Source organism: Nocardia aurea (assembly GCF_003123685.1).
Classification (GTDB): Bacteria; Actinomycetota; Actinomycetes; order Mycobacteriales; family Mycobacteriaceae; genus Nocardia; species Nocardia aurea.
In genome coordinates this window covers 241,013-258,257 of record NZ_QCYJ01000020.1, presented here as the reverse complement: position 1 = coordinate 258,257, position 17,245 = coordinate 241,013, and the positions used below count along the sequence as shown (strand labels likewise).

General features: G+C 68.4%; 19 protein-coding genes. 17 read left to right on the top strand and 2 right to left on the bottom strand.

The genetic code is table 11. The features are described from left to right. The first annotated feature begins 32 nt into the window (after window positions 1-32). From DAT37_RS06450 to era, 9 genes are all read left to right on the top strand, one after another. Window positions 33-851, top strand: coding sequence for an alpha/beta fold hydrolase (locus DAT37_RS06450; RefSeq protein WP_109523767.1), 819 nt, complete (start codon window positions 33-35; stop codon window positions 849-851). A gap of 224 nt (window positions 852-1,075) precedes the next feature. Continuing rightward, window positions 1,076-2,107, top strand: coding sequence for a heat-inducible transcriptional repressor HrcA (gene hrcA / locus DAT37_RS06445; RefSeq protein ID WP_109523766.1), 1,032 nt, complete (start codon window positions 1,076-1,078; stop codon window positions 2,105-2,107). A 240-nt stretch (window positions 2,108-2,347) separates the two neighbouring features. Next, on the top strand, window positions 2,348-3,502 hold the full coding sequence (dnaJ, locus tag DAT37_RS06440) for a molecular chaperone DnaJ (RefSeq protein ID WP_109523765.1): 1,155 nt from the start codon (window positions 2,348-2,350) through the stop codon (window positions 3,500-3,502). A 4-nt stretch (window positions 3,503-3,506) separates the two neighbouring features. Continuing rightward, window positions 3,507-4,247, top strand: a complete 741-nt coding sequence (locus tag DAT37_RS06435; RefSeq protein WP_109523764.1) for a 16S rRNA (uracil(1498)-N(3))-methyltransferase — start codon at window positions 3,507-3,509, stop codon at window positions 4,245-4,247. Between the two features lie 488 nt (window positions 4,248-4,735). Continuing rightward, the gene (locus DAT37_RS06425) at window positions 4,736-5,830 is read left to right on the top strand and encodes a PhoH family protein (protein WP_109523970.1); all 1,095 of its coding nucleotides are present in this window, start codon (window positions 4,736-4,738) and stop codon (window positions 5,828-5,830) included. Between the two features lie 168 nt (window positions 5,831-5,998). Next, window positions 5,999-6,553 carry an rRNA maturation RNase YbeY gene (gene ybeY / locus DAT37_RS06420; protein WP_109523969.1) on the top strand — a complete coding sequence of 185 codons (555 nt, stop codon included), beginning with the start codon at window positions 5,999-6,001 and terminating at the stop codon, window positions 6,551-6,553. Beyond that, a complete protein-coding gene (locus DAT37_RS06415) occupies window positions 6,550-7,926 on the top strand; it encodes a hemolysin family protein (protein WP_109523762.1) in 1,377 nt (458 codons plus the stop codon). The genes ybeY and DAT37_RS06415 overlap by 4 nt, the downstream gene beginning before the upstream one ends. Next, window positions 7,919-8,311: a cytidine/deoxycytidylate deaminase family protein gene (locus tag DAT37_RS06410; RefSeq protein WP_109523761.1), complete on the top strand. Its 393-nt coding sequence runs from the start codon at window positions 7,919-7,921 to the stop codon at window positions 8,309-8,311. The genes DAT37_RS06415 and DAT37_RS06410 overlap by 8 nt, the downstream gene beginning before the upstream one ends. Continuing rightward, window positions 8,304-9,227: a GTPase Era gene (era, locus tag DAT37_RS06405; RefSeq protein ID WP_109523760.1), complete on the top strand. Its 924-nt coding sequence runs from the start codon at window positions 8,304-8,306 to the stop codon at window positions 9,225-9,227. The genes DAT37_RS06410 and era overlap by 8 nt, the downstream gene beginning before the upstream one ends. A 1-nt stretch (window position 9,228) precedes the next feature. On the opposite strand, the gene DAT37_RS06400 is transcribed toward era, so the two are convergent. After that, the gene (locus DAT37_RS06400) at window positions 9,229-10,698 is read right to left on the bottom strand and encodes an amidase (protein ID WP_109523759.1); all 1,470 of its coding nucleotides are present in this window, start codon (window positions 10,696-10,698) and stop codon (window positions 9,229-9,231) included. A gap of 213 nt (window positions 10,699-10,911) precedes the next feature. Between DAT37_RS06400 and DAT37_RS06395 the strand changes: the two genes are divergently transcribed. Then, window positions 10,912-11,778, top strand: a complete 867-nt coding sequence (locus DAT37_RS06395; RefSeq protein ID WP_109523758.1) for an alpha/beta fold hydrolase — start codon at window positions 10,912-10,914, stop codon at window positions 11,776-11,778. Then, complete coding sequence (locus tag DAT37_RS06390) at window positions 11,765-12,373, top strand: TetR/AcrR family transcriptional regulator (protein ID WP_109523757.1); 609 nt, start codon at window positions 11,765-11,767, stop codon at window positions 12,371-12,373. Before DAT37_RS06395 ends, DAT37_RS06390 begins: the two co-directional genes overlap by 14 nt. A 113-nt stretch (window positions 12,374-12,486) precedes the next feature. On the opposite strand, the gene DAT37_RS06385 is transcribed toward DAT37_RS06390, so the two are convergent. Next, entirely contained in the window at window positions 12,487-13,434 is a 948-nt protein-coding gene (locus DAT37_RS06385; RefSeq protein WP_109523756.1) for an NAD(P)/FAD-dependent oxidoreductase, read from the bottom strand. Window positions 13,435-13,514: 80 nt separating this feature from the next. Between DAT37_RS06385 and DAT37_RS06380 the strand changes: the two genes are divergently transcribed. From DAT37_RS06380 to DAT37_RS46200, 6 genes are all read left to right on the top strand, one after another. Continuing rightward, window positions 13,515-14,105 (top strand): helix-turn-helix domain-containing protein, encoded by a 591-nt coding sequence (locus tag DAT37_RS06380; RefSeq protein ID WP_109523968.1) that lies wholly within the window; start codon window positions 13,515-13,517, stop codon window positions 14,103-14,105. Between the two features lie 61 nt (window positions 14,106-14,166). Beyond that, window positions 14,167-14,946 (top strand): DNA repair protein RecO, encoded by a 780-nt coding sequence (gene recO, locus DAT37_RS06375; protein WP_109523755.1) that lies wholly within the window; start codon window positions 14,167-14,169, stop codon window positions 14,944-14,946. Window positions 14,947-15,017: 71 nt separating this feature from the next. Beyond that, complete coding sequence (locus DAT37_RS06370) at window positions 15,018-15,848, top strand: isoprenyl transferase (RefSeq protein ID WP_109523754.1); 831 nt, start codon at window positions 15,018-15,020, stop codon at window positions 15,846-15,848. A gap of 14 nt (window positions 15,849-15,862) precedes the next feature. Next, entirely contained in the window at window positions 15,863-16,276 is a 414-nt protein-coding gene (locus DAT37_RS06365; protein WP_109523967.1) for a YbjN domain-containing protein, read from the top strand. A gap of 201 nt (window positions 16,277-16,477) precedes the next feature. Continuing rightward, window positions 16,478-17,038, top strand: coding sequence for a hypothetical protein (locus DAT37_RS46205; RefSeq protein WP_198654122.1), 561 nt, complete (start codon window positions 16,478-16,480; stop codon window positions 17,036-17,038). Next, the gene (locus DAT37_RS46200; protein WP_198654121.1) at window positions 17,038-17,241 is read left to right on the top strand and encodes a hypothetical protein; all 204 of its coding nucleotides are present in this window, start codon (window positions 17,038-17,040) and stop codon (window positions 17,239-17,241) included. Before DAT37_RS46205 ends, DAT37_RS46200 begins: the two co-directional genes overlap by 1 nt. Window positions 17,242-17,245 lie beyond the last annotated feature (4 nt).

The window sequence follows — 17,245 nt, the reverse complement described above, 5'->3', positions numbered from 1 at the left end:
TCGCACGACACACTCACCGGAGGAGTTCTGTTATGCCGACCGTCACCACGAAATTCGGGTCAGCGCTACGCGGTGCCCTCGCCGCGCTCGCACTGTCGCTGACCGCGGCGCTCGCCGCCGCCCCCGCGCAGGCGGCGCCGCAGCCGACGATCGTCCTCGTGCACGGCGCCTTCGCCGACACCACGAGCTGGGACGGTGTGGCGGCCCAGTTGCGCTCCGACGGTTACACCGTCCTCACCCCGGAGAATCCGCTGCGCGGCCCCGCCTACGACGCGGCGGCCGTCCAGCGGACGCTCGACACCGTCTCCGGGCCCATCGTGCTGGTCGGTCACTCCTACGGTGGATTCGTCATCACCCAGATCCACGATCCCGATGTCGAATCCCTGGTCTACATCGCGGCGTTCGCCCCGGTCCGGGGTGAGGTCGCCCAGCTGGCGCTCGATCCGATCCGATTCCCCGGCAGCCAGCTGTTGCCGCCCGCGCTGCAAGTGGCGGTGGTCGATGATCCGCAGGGTATCGCGGGCAAGAACCTGGACGGTTACGTCGCGCCGGACCGGTTCCACGACGTCTTCGCCCAGGATGTCAGCGACGCCACCGCCGCCGACATGATCGCCCACCAGCGTTCGATCGCGATCGCGGCGAATCTGGAGCCCTCCGCCGCACCGTCCTGGGCGGATACGCCGAGCTGGTATCTGGTCTCGGCGGGCGACCGGGTGATCCCGCCGTCGTCGCAGCGCTTCATGGCCGATCGCATGGGCGCCACCACCAGCGAGATCGACGCGTCGCACGCGTCGCTGGTGTCGCGCCCGGCCGAGGTCGCCGCGGTGGTCGAACTGGCCGTGGGCGACTGAGCCACGGGTAGTCGAGAATCGGGGTCCGCCGCCGGGTGATCGATCGCCTCGATCACCCGGCAGCACGGTCTCCGGAGCCGGATGTGCCCACGCGCGACGATCGGGCTATTGGTGTGAGGGCAACTAGACTGGATACTCAGACGGAACCGGGTACGGCGGATGAGAATCCCCGCCCGGGTGCGTCGGTTTTCGGCGACGCACCGATGAGCGAGGAGGTAGGCCCGATGTCGAGCACCGAGGACCGGCGCTTCGAGGTCCTACGCGCGATCGTCGCGGATTATGTGGCGACGAAGGAGCCCATCGGGTCGAAAACCCTGGTCGACCGCCACAATCTCGGCGTCTCCAGCGCGACGATCCGCAACGATATGGCCGTACTGGAAGCCGAGGGCTACATCACCCAGCCGCACACCAGTTCCGGGCGCATTCCCACCGACAAGGGCTACCGCCAGTTCGTCGACCGCATCTCCGAGGTCAAACCCCTCTCGGGTCCCGAGCGCCGGGCGATCATGGAATTCCTGGAATCGGGCGTCGACCTCGACGACGTGCTGCGCCGTGGCGTGCGGCTGCTCGCGCAGCTGACCAGGCAGGTGGCCGTCGTGCAGTATCCGACCGCCTCCGCCTCGACGGTCCGCCACATCGAGGTCGTCGCGCTGAATCCCGCGCGTCTGCTGCTGGTCGTCATCACCGACACCGGCCGAGTCGACCAGCGACTCGTCGAACTCGGCGCCCTCATCGACGACGAGGATCTCGCGGTGCTGCGCGGCATGCTCGGCGGCGCGATGGACGGTAAGCGGCTCGCGGCCGCGTCGGCGGCGGTCGCCGAACTTCCCGAACACGCCCCGCGCACCCTGCGCGACGTGCTGATCCGGGTATCGACGGTGCTGGTGGAGACCCTGGTCGAACATCCGGAGGAGCGTCTCGTGCTCGGCGGCACCGCCAATCTGACGCGCAACGCCGCCGATTTCGGCCTGCCCGGATCGCTGCGTCACGTGCTCGAGGCGCTGGAGGAGCAGGTCGTCGTGCTCAAGCTGCTGGCAGCGGCCCAGCAACCGGGGACGGTGACCGTGCGTATCGGCGAGGAGACCCAGGTCGAGCAGATGCGCGGCACCTCGGTGGTCTCGACCGGCTACGGCGTTTCCGGCGCGATTCTCGGCGGAATGGGTGTACTCGGCCCGACGCGGATGGATTACCCCGGCACGATAGCCTCGGTGGCGGCCGTGGCACGCTACATCGGCGAGGTGCTGGCCGAACGCTGATCTCGGCGCCGCCGAGGTAGCGTGAAGGTAGCGCTCGGCACGGCCGGACGGTGTCGATCGAAGGCGCTGTTACTCTCGAACTTCCGGCCGGATAAAGTTGAGTGCATCCGACTAATGCCGACGGCGGTGGTGTGCGTTCGTGCCGCCGTGTGTATCCGGTCGGAACGGAGCAGACAAGGATGAGCCCACGCCCGGCCGGCAGGTCGGCGGTGGAGAGCGACCAAGGACTAAGAGACTCACGTGGCACGGGATTACTACGGACTGCTCGGCGTCGCCAAGAACGCGACCGACCAGGAACTCAAGCGCGCCTACCGCAAGTTGGCGCGTGAACTGCATCCCGACGTCAACCCCGACGAGGCGGCGCAGGCCAAGTTCAGGGAGGTGTCGACCGCCTACGAGGTGCTGACGGACCCGGAGAAGCGGCGCATCGTCGACCTGGGCGGTGATCCGCTGGAATCCGGCGGCGGTGGCGCGGGCGGATTCTCCGGTGCGGGTTTCGGTGGTCTGGGCGACGTCTTCGAGGCCTTCTTCGGCGGGATGAACACCTCCGGTGGCCAGCGCAAACCGCGCGGCCGGGTGCAGGCGGGCGCCGATTCGCTGTTGCGGACCAGGCTCAGCCTCGCCGAATGCGCGGTCGGTGTCACCAAACACCTGACCGTCGACACCGCGATCCTCTGCGATGTCTGCACCGGTGCGGGCACCAACGGCAACTCCAAGCCGGTGCGCTGCGAAACCTGCGGTGGCGCAGGCGAAGTGCAGTCGGTGCAGCGTTCGTTCCTCGGTCAGGTGATGACGGCGCGTCCGTGCCCCACCTGCCGCGGCGCCGGTGAGACCATCCCGGACCCCTGCCACAAATGCGGTGGTGACGGTCGGGTGCGCGCTCGCAGGGAGATCGCCGCGCCGATTCCGGCCGGTGTCGCCAGCGGAATGCGGGTTCGTCTGGCCGCGCAGGGCGAGGTCGGTCCCGGCGGCGGTCACGCGGGTGACCTCTACGTGGAGATCGTGGAGCAGCCGCACGACGTGTTCGTGCGCGACGGCGACGATCTGCACTGCACGATCCGGGTTCCGATGGTGGACGCCGCGCTCGGCACCACCGTGGTCATCGACACCATCCTCGACGGCCCGACCGAACTCACCATCCAGCCGGGTACCCAGCCCAACGAGATCTCGGTGTTGCGCGGCCACGGAATGCCGCGCCTGCGTTCGGGCGCGCGCGGCGATCTGCTCGCGCACCTCGACATCGTGGTGCCGAGCAAACTCGACGGCAAACAGTCCGATCTGCTGCGCAAGTACAAGGGCATGCGTGAGCGCGACCGCGCCGAGGTCATGACGGCGCAGTCCGAACACAACAGCGGACTGTTCGCCCGGCTGCGCGCCTCGTTCAGCGGACGCTGACCCGTTGGCCGCCACGGTCTTCTATCTGGACGACATCCCGGAAACGGGCGCGGTGGCGGTCCTCGACGGTCAGGAAGGCCGTCATGCCGCCACCGTGCGCCGCATCCGGGTGGGTGAGCCGATCACGCTGTCGGACGGACGCGGACTGCTCGCCGAATCCGAGGTCGTCGCGAGCCGGCGCGACCGGCTGGATCTGCGGATCCTGAATCGCACTGTCGCGCAACGGGTGACGCCCACCGTCACGGTGATCCAGGCGGTGCCCAAATCCGATCGCTCGGAACTGGCCGTCGAATTGATGACCGAAGCGGGCGTCGACACCGTCGTGCCGTGGCAGGCCGCCCGCTGTATCGCCAACTGGGAGGGCAAAGCCGCCAAGGCGGTGGAGAAATGGCGTGCGGCCGCGCGTTCGGCGGCGCGCCAGTCCCGTCGCCCGTACATTCCCGAGGTGGCGGACCTGCATCGGACCCGCGAGATCGTCGATCTGGTCCGCACCGCCGTCTCCGGTGGCGCGATCGTGGCCGCATTGCACGAATCGGGGGCGGGCAAGTTCACCGAACTGCCGTTCGCCGAGGCGAGCGAGGTCATCCTCGTCGTCGGCCCGGAAGGCGGTCTGGACGATTCCGAGATCGCGGCGCTCACCGAGGCGGGAGCCGCCCCGGTTCTGCTGGGGCCGACGGTGCTGCGCACCTCCACCGCCGCGGCCGTGGCGCTCGGCGCGCTGGGCGCGCTCACCACCCGCTGGTAGATCCCCGAGCGTTCGGATACCGGCGCTGCGGCGTCACCGTCACCCACGGCGCGGTCCGCGCCGCCGCCGCGCGTCTGAGCAACTGGCGGAAATACTCTCGCGGGATCTCCGATATGGCGCCGCAGGAGCGGCATTCCAGCGCGCGCCTGGTGTGGATCTCACCCCACGACTTCCCGTTCACACCGAATCCGGTGACCAGCTGCCGAAGTCCGTGTTCCGCGGGGCGGCGACAGCGATGGCAGGGGATGTGCACCACGGCGAGAAACCGAACGGTGCGCCGAATGTCCCAGGGTACGAGCACGCCAAGCCTCACGATCGAATCTCGGCGTCGAGAGTACGGGAACCCGTCCGTGTGCGCCGGGTGCCCGTCCTGTGCTGCTCATACCCGATTATTCACTGTGTTGTGTCGGTAGGGCGCGTTAAACTTTGGGCAACGAAGGATCGAGACAGGAAGCAGGCTATAGCCACTTTTGAGAACACAAGGCGAGATCGGCGACCCGACCACACCCGCAGCAGGCACCGGTGCAGGCGACAGTGGGGGCTCGGGCCCCGCGGCGCGAACCGTGCGTTCCAGTATCGAACTCGCTCCCGAATCCGTGTTCCCGTTCCTCGGTTCGGCCGACCAGAATCTCCGTGAACTCGAGCAACTGCTCGACGCGGACATCCATGTGCGCGGCAATTCCGTCACCCTGACCGGTAAGGCCGCCGATGTGGCGCTGGCCGAGCGGGTGATCGAACAGCTCGTGGCGCTGACCGGCCGCAATCGGGTGGTGACGCCGGAAGCGGTGCGTCACACGGTGTCGATGCTGACCGACGGAACCTCCGAATCCCCGGCGGAGGTGCTGAGCCTGGACATCCTGTCCCGGCGCGGCAAGACCATCCGACCCAAGACGCTGAACCAGAAACGCTACGTCGACGCCATCGACACCAACACCATCGTGTTCGGCATCGGTCCGGCGGGCACCGGCAAGACCTACCTCGGCATGGCCAAGGCCGTGCAGGCGTTGCAGACCAAACAGGTCAACCGGATCATCCTGACCCGTCCCGCCGTGGAGGCGGGGGAGCGGCTGGGCTTCCTGCCCGGCACGCTCAACGAGAAGATCGACCCGTACCTGCGCCCGCTCTACGACGCGCTGCACGACATGATGGATCCGGAGGCCATTCCGAAGCTGATGGCGGCCGGTGTCATCGAGGTCGCGCCCCTGGCGTACATGAGAGGCCGGACGCTCAACGATTCGTTCATCATTCTCGACGAGGCGCAGAACACCACGGCAGAGCAGATGAAGATGTTCCTGACCCGACTCGGTTTCGGCTCGAAGATCGTGGTGACCGGTGACGTCACCCAGGTCGATCTGCCGACCGGCGCCAGGTCCGGGCTGCGGGCGGCGAGTGAGATCCTCACCGGTATCGAGGATATTCATTTCGCCCAGCTCACCAGCAGCGATGTGGTCAGGCACCGGCTGGTCTCCGATATCGTCGACGCCTACGAGAAGTTCGAATCCGATACCCGCCCCGCCGTCGGCGAGCACTACCCGGGAAACCGGGCGCAGCGCCGTGCCGCGGGCCGCGGTGACCGGCGGTAATCGAAGACGCGGATCCCCGATGGCGTCCGGATCGTCCGGGCGCCATCGGCGTCTGTACGACCTCGAGGGACGGCCGGGGACGGCATCGTCGCGGGGGTCTGGACGCGGTGCGGTTCGTGGCGGGGTTGCGGGCGGACCCGGTCCGATGGCGGCCGATAGGCTGTGCGGGTGAGCATCGAGATCGCCAACGAGTCGGGGATCGACGTACCCCAAGAAGGCCTGGTCAGCGTCGCGCGTTTCGTGATCGCCCGCCTGGATGTGCACCCGGCGGCGGAACTGTCGATGGTGCTCGTCGACCTCGACACCATGGCGGATATGCACATGCGCTGGATGGATCTGCCGGGCCCGACGGACGTGATGTCGTTCCCGATGGACGAGCTCGAACCGGGCGGCAGGCCCGACAGCCCCGAACCGGGTCCGTCCATGCTCGGCGATATCGTGCTGTGCCCCGAGTTCGCGGCCACCCAGGCGCGCAAGGTCGGGCATTCGCTCGATCACGAACTCGCGCTGCTCACCGTGCACGGCGTCCTCCATCTGCTCGGCTACGACCATGCCGAGCCCGAGGAGGAGAAGGAGATGTTCGCGTTGCAGGCCCAACTGCTCGAGGAGTGGTACGAGAGCCTGCGCGAGGCCGAGCGTCGCGCCGAACTCGCCGAACGCGACGCCCGTCTGCTCGGCAAGGCTGGTTTCACCACACCGGGTGACGCTCTGGGCCCGGCGTGAGTTCACTGACCCTCGTTCTACTCGCGTGCCTGCTCGTCCCGGTGGGCGGTTTGTTCGCCGGTATCGATTCCGCCCTCAACACCGTCTCCCCGGCCCGCCTCGACGATATGGTGCGCGCCGATCGGTCGGGCGCGGTGCGTCTGCGCCGCATCGTCGCCGACCGGCCGCGCTATGTGAATCTCATGGTGCTGCTGCGCATCCTGTGCGAGATCAGCGCCACCGTATTGCTGGCGGCGGCCCTCATCGAGATCTGGAACGACAATTGGGCTCTGCTGATCACCGCCGTGGTGATGGTGCTGGTGGATTACGTCGTGATCGGGGTCGGCCCGCGCACCCTCGGCCGTCAGCACGCCTATTCCCTCGCCCTCGTCGCGGCGCTGCCGTTGCAGTTCATCGGCATGGTGCTCGGTCCGATCAGCCGTCTGCTCATCCTCATCGGTAACGCGATCACCCCGGGTAAGGGATTTCGCAACGGGCCCTTCGCCTCGGAGATCGAATTGCGCGAGGTCGTCGAGATGGCCGGTGAGCGCGGCGTCGTGGCCGACGAGGAGCGGCGGATGATCCAGTCCGTCTTCGAACTCGGCGACACCGCCGCGCGCGCGGTCATGGTGCCCCGCACCGAGATGGTCTGGATCGAAGCGGACAAGACGGCGTCGCAGGCGATGTCGCTCGCGGTGCGCAGCGGCCATTCGCGTATTCCGGTCGTCGGTGAGAACGTCGACGACATCCTGGGTGTCGTCTACCTGAAAGATCTCGTGCCGTACGCGGATCGGAGCAGGAAGGTGCGGGTGCGCGAGGTGATGCGCCCGGCCGTCTTCATGCCCGATTCCAAACCGCTCGATGATCTGCTCGACGAGATGCAGCGCCGTCGCAATCACATGGCGTTGCTGGTGGACGAATACGGCGGCATCGCCGGTCTGGTCACCATCGAGGACGTCCTGGAGGAGATCGTCGGGGAGATCGCCGACGAATACGACACCGACGAGACCCCGCCGGTGGAAGATCTCGGTGAGGGCCGTTACCGGGTGTCGGCGCGGTTGTCGGTGGAGGATCTGGGTGAGCTGTACGGCCTGGAGATCGAGGACGAGGATGTCGACACCGTCGGCGGCCTGCTCGCTCACGAACTGGGCAGGGTGCCGCTGCCCGGTTCCAAGGTGGTCGCGTACGGACTGGTCCTGCGCGGCGAGGGCGCCGCGGACGCCAGGGGGCGGATGCGGGTGCACACGGTCGTGGTGCGGCGCGCGCCGCAGCGGGTGCGCGAGAAGTCGGAGGACGATCGCGCGGCGGGTGAGAAGAACGGCAAGCGGAAAGGCAATGGATCGGATCGGGAGAGCCCGGCCGATCGTCACGAGGACGGAGACACCGATGATTGAATTGGATGCCGAGGACAACAAGCTGGTGGTTCTCGCTCGCGGTGCGCTCGCGCGGACCGGCGGCGTGAGCGGTGCCGCGATCCGCGATACCGACGGCCGCACCTACGCGGCGGGCGAGGTGACGCTGGACGCGTTGCGGCTGACCGCGCTGCAATCCGCGGTCGCCGCCGCGATCTCCAGCGGCGCGGAAGGGTTCGAAGCCGCCGCGGTGGTCGGTGGCAGGTTCTCCGACGCCGGTGTCGGTGCGGTGCGCGAGGTTTCGCCCGCGGCCAGGATCGTGTTCACCGATCGTGACGGCGCGGTCTTCGAGATCGTCGACGACTCCGAAGAGTCCGACGATTCGACAGCCGCCACGGCGGCTACCGCCGAGGTGCGGGGTGGCTGACGGTCGCGCGGGTGACTCCGCCGAATTCCGTTCGGGTTTCGTCTGTTTCGTCGGCAGACCCAATACCGGCAAGTCGACGCTGACCAACGCCCTGGTCGGTGCGAAGATCGCGATCACCTCCTCGCGTCCGCAGACCACGCGGCACACCATTCGCGGCATCGTGCACCGCGACCACACGCAGCTGATCCTGGTCGACACCCCGGGACTGCATCGTCCGCGCACCCTGCTCGGACAGCGCCTCAACGATCTGGTGCGCGACACCTATTCCGAGGTCGACGTCATCGCGCTGTGCATCCCGGCCGACGAGAAGATCGGTCCTGGCGATCGGTGGATCGTGCAGCAGATCAAGCAGATGGCGCCCAAGACCACCGTGCTCGGCGTGGTCACCAAGATCGACAAGGTGAGCCGCGACGAGATCGCGGCCCAGTTGCTCGGGCTGTCCCGGCTGCTCGGTCCCGACGCCGACGTGGTGCCGGTCTCGGCGGTCAAGGGTGAGCAGGTCGAGGTACTCGTCGACGTCATCGCCTCGAAGATGCCGGAAGGTCCCGCCTTCTACCCCGACGGCGAGTTGACCGACGAGCCGGAGGAAACCCTCATGGCCGAGCTGATCCGCGAGGCCGCGCTCGAGGGCGTGCGCGACGAACTCCCGCATTCGCTCGCCGTCGTCATCGAGGAGGTGCTGCCGCGCGAGGAGAACGAGGACATGCTCGACGTGCACGCCCTGCTCTACGTCGAGCGCCCGAGTCAGAAGGCGATCGTCATCGGCAAGGGTGGCGCCAGGCTCAAGGAGGTCGGCACCAATGCCCGCCAGCAGATCGAACATATCCTCGGCGTGCGGATCTACCTGCATCTGCACGTGAAGGTCGCCAAGGATTGGCAGCGCGATCCCAAACAGCTGGGCAAACTCGGCTTCTAGCTCACCACCAGGGTTCGGGGCGGCGGCGTTCCCAGTGCAGCTCCGATTCCACCTGCGCCGCGAGCGAGACCAGTAGTGGCTCCGAACTCGCGGTGCCCATGAGCTGGGCGCCGATGGGCAATCCGTCGTCGGTGAACCCGGCCGGGATGTTGACACTCGGCCAGCCGAGCACGTTCCACGGCCAGGTGTAGGGACACGCGGCGGTGATGAGGTTGTTGGTGTCGTTCACGCCGATGCCGTCGATCTCGGTCGCGCGGGGCGGCGGTGTGGCGGTGGTCGGCGCGAGCACCAGGTCGTAGTCGCGGAAGAACGATCCGATTCGCCTGTGCAGCAACGGTTCCGCCTGCCGGGCGGCGAACAGCGCCGGTCCGTTCAACAGCCGCCCGAAGCGGACGTTGGCGCGGGTGCGCGGATCGACCACCGCGCCGGGCATGGCGTCGCATACCCGGCTGATACCGGCCATCGACCGCGGCAGGAACGACGCGCCGATCATGATGCCGTAGTGCAGGTCGGCGACGGTCACCGAATGGCCGAGCGCGCGCAGCGTCGCGGCCATGCGCAGGACCGCCGCTTCGATCTGCGGGTTCAGCGCGGTTCTGGTGGCGGTGAAGGGGATGCGCAGGGAAAGCGCGATCCGCAGGCTGCCGGGATCGCGTCCGACGGCGTCGGAGACGGTGACCGGCGCGGGGGTGTGCAGGTCGCCCGCGTGCGGGCCTGCCGCGAGATCGAGGAGTAGCGCGGCGTCGGCCACGGTGCGGGCCAGCGGTCCGTTGACGGTGAGGCCGTGGAACGCCTCGGGCAGCGGCCAGGTGGAGATGCGCCCGCGCTGGGGTTTGATGCCGACCAGATTCGTCCATGCCGCCGGGATGCGGACCGAGCCCGCGCCGTCGGAACCCAGTGCGGCGGGGACCAATCCGGCCGCGACGGCCGCCGCCGAGCCGCCCGAGGACCCACCCGGGGTGCGTTCGGCATGCCAGGGATTGCGGGTGTGGCCGAAGGCGGCGCCGCTGGTGAAGGGCAGCTGGCCGAGTTCGCAGGTATTGGTCTTGCCGACGATCACCGCGCCCGCCGCGCGCAGTCTGCGCACCGATTCGGCGTCCTCGGTCTTCGGCGCGAATTCGCCGCCGCAGCCGAACGCCGTCGGCTCGCCCGCGATATCGGTGTCGTCCTTGACCGCGATCGGCACGCCGAGCAGCGGAAGGCGTTCGCCCGCGGCGATCCGGCGATCGGCGTCGGCGGCTTCGGCCAGCGCCTTGTCGCGCCGGATGACGCGGAAGGCGTTGAGCGTCGGCTGACTGGCCTCGATGCGGTCGAGGGCGGACGTGACGGCCTCGCTCGAGGTGAGTGTGCCCTCGGCCAGGTCGGCGGCGAGTCGCGCGAGCCCCCGGTGCGGTGCGGCGAAGGCGCTGGTTGCCGGGTGCTCGGTGGGGGCGGGCACCGCCGCGAGCCTCCCGCGTTCGGACGCGGTCATCCGATCTCCCTTGTTCGGCCTGTGGACGTGAACGGTAGCGCGCATCTGGTCAACCGTCCACATCGGTTATCGCGTTCCGGGCCGCAAACGCACCGTCCGTATCCGGAACGTGTCGAACCCGTGTCACGGTCACGACCTGCGCGGGCATAGACATACATTCCGTATGTATGTAAAACTGACCGGGAAGGCTCATCACTGCGAGAGGCGAACACCATGGCAATCAGTCCCGCGCTCGGCCCCGCCCACGAGATCGACCTGCCCGGCGGCCGCATCGAATACCACGACACCGGAGCGGGCGCGCCCGTGCTGTTCGTGCACGGCCTGCTCGTCAACGCCGATCTCTGGCGTCACGTGGTGCCCGCCGTCGCCGCCGCCGGTCATCGCTGCCTGACCCCGACACTGCCGCTGGGCGCGCACACCATTGCCGTGCCCGACGCCGATCTCACCCCGACGGGTCTGGCCGACCTGCTCGCCGATTTCCTGGAACGGCTCGACCTCACCGACGTCACGGTGGTCGCCAACGACACCGGGGGAGCGATCACCCAGGTGCTGCTGACCCGCAGGCCGGAACGTATCGGCCGCGTCGTGCTGGCTTCGGTCGACAGCTACGAGGCATTCCTGCCGCAGCCCTTCACCGCTCTCGGCGTGCTGGCCCGAGTCCCCGGCTCGATCCGGCCGTTCACCGAATTGATGCGGATCAGGGCGCTGCATCGACTGCCGCTGGCCTTCGGGCTGGTGGCCAAGCGGCCGGTGCCGCGCGAGATCGCCGATTCCTATCTGCTGCCGAGCCGCGATTCGGCAGCGATCCGAAAAGACCTGCGCCGCTTCCTGATCACCGCGCGCCGTCGCTACACCCTGGAGGCGGCGCGGCATTTCGCCGACGTCCGGGTTCCGGTCCTGCTGGCCTGGGCGCGCGAGGACAGGATCTTCCCGATCGAATTCGCCGAACGCCTGGCCCGCGACCTCCCGGACGCGACCCTGACCCTCGTCGACGACTCGTACACCTTCCTCCCGGAAGACCAGCCCGAGTTGCTCACCCGGCGGATTCTGGAGTTCACTCGGCTGCATGCCACGTCGTAGCCAGGAGGATCGCTCCCGCACCACCAGGGCCGCGCTCGAACAGGCGGGTCGCCGCCTGTTCACCGAGCGCGGCTTCGCGGGTACCTCGGCGGAGCAGTTGGTCGCCGAGGCCGGCGTCACCCGTGGCGCGCTGCACCACCACTACAGCGACAAACGCGGACTCTTCCTCGCCGTCCTCGAACAGCTGGAGTCGGACAACACCGCCGAGATCGAGCGGGCGATCGACGCGGCGCGGACCGAGGACGTGCTGGTCTCCGTCGCGATCGGACTCGACGTCTTCCTCGGGATCTGCCAGCGGCCCGAGATGATCCGCATCGCCCTGTTCGACGCTCCCGCCGTCCTCGGCTGGGAGCAGTGGCGCGAGCTGGAAGCCCGCTACGGCCTCGGCCTGATCGTCTCCCAGCTCGAGCGGGCCCGCGACGACGGCCTGATCGCCGACGCCCCGCTGCGCACCCTGGCCCAGCTCATCCTCAGCGCGGTGTCGGAGGCGGGGCTGATCGTCGCCCACGCCGCCGACAAGGACGCCGCCCGCGCACAGGCCATGCACTCGCTGATGCTGCTCGTGGGCGGGCTGCTGAAGGACGCGCGATCCTGATGGGATCGTCTGTCGCGGTACGGGCGCGGGTTGTGAAATGTGCGCGGCCGAAGGCGTGCGACGGCCGGGTGCCGTGAGGCGCGGCGATCCGAATACTGCTGTCGGGGAACCGATTACGGTTGCGGGATGAGGGCCTGCTGTATCTCCTCGTTGACCAGATCGGCATTGATCTGAGCCCCGGCCATGGCCCCGGCCGCCGCCGCGGCACCGACCTGGGCGGACAGATCGGTGACATTGCCTGCCACCCAGATTCCCGGCACTTCGGTGCGTCCCATCGGGTCGGTGGGAATGTGCTCACCCATGCCGGACGGATGTGCGACCGGTTCCAGCCCGAGCGGAGCGAGGAATCCGGCGCGCGCCACCATCCTGGACGCCACCGCGACCGCTTCCCGTGCCACGAACGTCCCGTCGACCAGGCGAACGCCCGCGAGGCGATCGTCCGCGATCTCCACCGACGCGACCGCGCCGTCGATCACTCGGACGCCCCTGGCGTCCAGTTGTGCGGCCTGTTCGGCGGTGGGCGGCGCGGTGTTCGCGAAATACACGACATCGGCGCTCAACTGCCGGAACAGCAGCGTCTGGTGCACCGACATCGGCCCGGTGCCGAGCACCCCGATCGCCTGGTCTCGGACCTCCCAGCCGTGGCAGTACGGGCAATGCACGACATCCCTGCCCCACCGCTGCCGCAGCCCGGGAATGTCGGGGATCTCATCGGTCAGCCCGGTCGCTACCAGCACCCGGCGCGCCCGGACGATGTTCTCGTCGGCCAGCGTCACGGTGAAACCGTCCTTGTCGCGCGCCACCGAGACGACCTCGCCGTCCACGATCTGTCCGCCGTAGCCGCGCACTTCCGCGCGTCCGCGTTCCAGCAATTCCGCGGGCGCGATCCCATCGAGTGCCAAGAGCCCGTGCACCCCCTCCGCGGGTGCGTTCCTCGGCGTACCGGAATCGATCACCACCACCGAACGCCGCGATCTGCCGAGCATCAACGCGCCGTTCAACCCCGCCGCGCCGCCACCGACGATCACCACGTCATAGCTATCTTTCCACTGATCGGTCATTTGACCACCTCCTACGACGACAGTGCGTGACCACTCCGGATTTCGGCAACATTCTTTGCCGATATGGCAAAGTGGATCTCATGGACATCGACTTCGACCGAGCGTTGGACGCGGTCGGGCCACGCCTGCGCGCACTACGCAAACAGCGCGAGACCACCTTGGCAGACCTGTCGACGCGCACCGGGATCTCGGTGAGCACGCTGTCGCGCCTGGAATCCGGTGCCCGCAAACCCACGCTGGAACTGCTGTTCCCGCTGGCGCGAGCGCACGGTGTCACGCTCGACGAACTCGTCGACGCGCCGACCACCGGTGATCCGCGCATCCACCTGCGCCCGGTGACCCACCACGGCATGACCATGGTCCCGCTGACCCGTCGGGCGGGCGGCATCCAGGCGTACAAGATCGTGATCGAGGCCGGAAGCGCCCGCAAGGAGCCCGAACCCAAGACCCACGAGGGCTACGAGTGGATCTACATCCTCAACGGGCGGTTGCGCGTCGTGCTCGGCGAGCACGATCTGATCCTCGTCCCCGGCGAGGCGGCCGAATTCGACACCCGCCAGCCGCACTGGTTCGGCGCGGCCGACGACGACGCGGTCGAATTCCTCTCCCTGTTCGGCAAACAGGGGGAGCGCGCGCATTTCCGCGCCCGTCCGCAGAGCCGGGCCGGATAGCGGACCGCCCCTCGCCACTCCCTTCTCCGGCGTTGTCGCCGCAGCGTGGGAGGATGGCCCCGTGCGTTTGTATCGGGACGAGGCAGTGGTGGTGCGCCAGCACAAACTGGGCGAGGCGGACCGCATCGTCACGCTGCTCACGCGCAGATACGGCCTGGTCAGAGCTGTGGCCAAGGGAGTACGGCGCACCAAGTCGCGATTCGGGGCCCGACTCGAACCCTTCGCCTACATCGACGTGCAACTGCATCCGGGACGCACGCTGGACGTGGTCACCCAGGTGCACACGATGGAGGCGTTCGCCGCCGACATCATCGACGACTACGGCCGCTACACCACCGCCTGCGCGATCCTGGAGACCGCCGAACGCCTGGCGGGCGAGGAACGCGCGCCCGCGCCCAAACTGCACGCGCTCACCGCGAGCGCGCTGCGCGCCATCGCGGCCAAACAGCGCCCGCACGAACTGATACTCGACGCGTTCCTGCTGCGCGCTATGGGTTTCGCCGGGTGGGCGCCCGCGCTGGACGAATGCGCGAAATGCGCCACCCCCGGTCCGCATCGCGCCTTCCACGTCGGCGCGGGCGGCGCGGTCTGCGTGCACTGTCGCCCGCCCGGCGCTGCCACGCCCGCGCCGGGGGTCTTCGATCTGCTGATCGCGCTGCTGCGCGGCGAGTGGGATTACGTCGCGACGGTGCCCGATTCGGTGCGCAATCAGGCCAGTGGACTGGTGGCGGCGCATCTGCAATGGCATCTGGAACGGCAATTGCGCACGCTGCCGTTGATCGAACGGTCCGCCTCGGTGTCGTCGGTGTCCGCCGCGGGCGGGCGGCAAGTGGCGGGGTAGGTGGCGGTCGTGCGGGGATCGTGTGGCGGATGCGTGGATGGCTGTTCGCCCGGCACGGCGCATCAGGCAGGATGGACCCCGTGATCCTCCGCCGAGACTCCACTACGACAAGGCCGAGCAAGACCGGATCGGACAGCGACCGGACAGTCCGCCCGCCGTCGCCGCACCCCTCGGGTGCCGTGCCGCCGAAACTGCCGATCGAATTCGTGCCGAGACACGTGGCCTTGGTGATGGACGGCAACGGCCGGTGGGCGCAGGAGCGGGGACTGCCGCGCACCGCCGGACACGAGCGCGGCGAGGCGGTCCTGATGGACACCGTCGAGGGCTGTATCCAGATCGGGGTGAAATGGCTGTCGGCCTACGCCTTCTCCACCGAGAACTGGCGGCGCAGCCCCGACGAGGTGCGTTTCCTCATGGGCTTCAACCGTGACGTCATCCGCCGCCGCCGCGACGAGATGCACGAGATGGGCGTGCGGGTGCGCTGGGCAGGTCGGCGACCGCGCCTGTGGCGCAGCGTGATCAACGAACTCGAAACCGCCCAGGAGTTGACCAAGGACAACACGGTGATGACTCTCACCATGTGCGTCAACTACGGCGGCCGTGCCGAGATCGCCGATGCCACAAGGGAAATCGCGCGTCGCGTGGCGGCGGGCGAGATCGATCCCGAACGGATCACCGAGTCGACACTCGCCCAGTACATGGACGAACCGGATATGCCCGACGTCGATCTGTTCCTGCGGCCGTCCGGTGAGTTCCGCAGCTCGAACTTCCTGATCTGGCAGTCCGCCTACGCCGAATACGTCTACCAGGAAACACTTTTCCCCGATTTCGATCGACGTAACCTGTGGGACGCCTGTCTCGAGTACGCTTCGCGGGACCGCCGCTTCGGCGGTACCAAGTGAACGGTGGTGCGGAGATGGACTCGGCGGTCACCCCCGAGCAGGAACTACAGGCGCGCGCGGGCGCGTGTCTGTCGATCTACGATGTCGACGTCCGCGTCGATCCCGAGGGCTCGATCGGATTCGAATACGAGGGTTCCCTGTGCTCGCTGCGCGCGGTGAGTCTGGCGCCCGGCCTGGACGTGCTGACGCTGACCTGCGTGCTGGCCTGGGACCGCCCCCTGAAACCGCAGCTGCACAAGCGGGTCGCCGAACGCAACAACGCCCTGCAATTCGGTTCGCTCACGGTGATCGCCCACGGCAAACTCGCCGACGTCATCCTGCGCTACACCTTCCCGGCCGCGGGCCTGGACGATCAGGCGCTGGCGACCATGCTGGTGCTGGTGCTGTCCGGCGCGGCGCGGGCCAGGCCGGGCCTGCTCCAGCCGTAGGCGGATCTCGGGCGACGAGGTGTCCCCGGTCGCCCTCGGCGGCGGGATCTGGCCCCTGACCTGAACCGGGTCGGCGCCGGTCACCGCTGCCCGCGTTCGGCGGCGTGGTCCACGCGGCATCGGTTCGGGCCCCGTGTGCCCGAACCCGCGTCGGAACCTATATGTAGCCCTGAGTTTGCCGGGTGGTGGAACGATCGGAAGATGCCCGCCGATTCCCGCTATCCCGTCGCCCGCTCCGACGATGGGCGCTCCTTCGTCATCGCCGATGCCATCGGTAGCTCTTTCGTAGCCGGTTCCCTCGTCGTGGTGCACGCCGACGGCACGCGGCAACTGGCGCTGGTCGAGGAACGGACGCTGACCACACCCGTGCGACTGCGCGGCCGCCTGATCGGTGAACTCGCCGTCGACGGCATCGACACCGGGGTCAGCCATGCCTTCGACAGCGGTCGCGTCGAGCCGGTCGACTCGGGGATCGTGCAGACCCTGCACGAGACCACCGGCGCGGTACTCGACATCGGCGTGAATCTCACCCCGCCGTTCGGTCCGGCCCGGCTGCTGCCGAAGCGCTACTGCTCGTCATCGACGAGGCGCACGATCTGGCCTCGCCGCACCTGGATTCCTCGATCGCGGTCGCGGTGCGGGAGCGACTCGTCCAGATCGCCGCGGAAGGACGCAAATTCGGTCTGTGGCTGCTGCTTTCGACCCAGCGTCCGACCAAGGTCCATCCCGGCATCCTGTCCCAGTGCGACAATCTGGCGCTGATGAAGATGACCTCACCGTCCGATCTCGCCGAACTCGGCACATATTTCGGATACGCGCCCACCGCGCTGCTCGAGCGCTCGCCGTGGTTCCGCCAGGGCGAGGCGCTGTTCGCGGGCGGTTTCGTGCCCGCCCCGTCACTGCTGAAGGTGCGCGCCCGATTGACCCCGGAGGGCGGCGGCGACGTGCGCGTGCCGCTACGGTGAACCG

Coding starts and splice junctions, on each gene's coding strand:
- DAT37_RS06450 (WP_109523767.1), top strand. CDS start 33: ATGCCGACCGTCACCACGAAATTCGGGTCAGCGCTACGCGGTGCCCTC.
- DAT37_RS06370 (WP_109523754.1), top strand. CDS start 15,018: ATGGACCCCGTGATCCTCCGCCGAGACTCCACTACGACAAGGCCGAGC.
- DAT37_RS06380 (WP_109523968.1), top strand. CDS start 13,515: ATGGACATCGACTTCGACCGAGCGTTGGACGCGGTCGGGCCACGCCTG.
- DAT37_RS06390 (WP_109523757.1), top strand. CDS start 11,765: ATGCCACGTCGTAGCCAGGAGGATCGCTCCCGCACCACCAGGGCCGCG.
- hrcA (WP_109523766.1), top strand. CDS start 1,076: ATGTCGAGCACCGAGGACCGGCGCTTCGAGGTCCTACGCGCGATCGTC.
- DAT37_RS46200 (WP_198654121.1), top strand. CDS start 17,038: ATGAAGATGACCTCACCGTCCGATCTCGCCGAACTCGGCACATATTTC.
- DAT37_RS06395 (WP_109523758.1), top strand. CDS start 10,912: ATGGCAATCAGTCCCGCGCTCGGCCCCGCCCACGAGATCGACCTGCCC.
- DAT37_RS06400 (WP_109523759.1), bottom strand. CDS start 10,698: ATGACCGCGTCCGAACGCGGGAGGCTCGCGGCGGTGCCCGCCCCCACC.
- DAT37_RS06410 (WP_109523761.1), top strand. CDS start 7,919: ATGATTGAATTGGATGCCGAGGACAACAAGCTGGTGGTTCTCGCTCGC.
- DAT37_RS06385 (WP_109523756.1), bottom strand. CDS start 13,434: ATGACCGATCAGTGGAAAGATAGCTATGACGTGGTGATCGTCGGTGGC.
- DAT37_RS46205 (WP_198654122.1), top strand. CDS start 16,478: ATGCCCGCCGATTCCCGCTATCCCGTCGCCCGCTCCGACGATGGGCGC.
- DAT37_RS06365 (WP_109523967.1), top strand. CDS start 15,863: ATGGACTCGGCGGTCACCCCCGAGCAGGAACTACAGGCGCGCGCGGGC.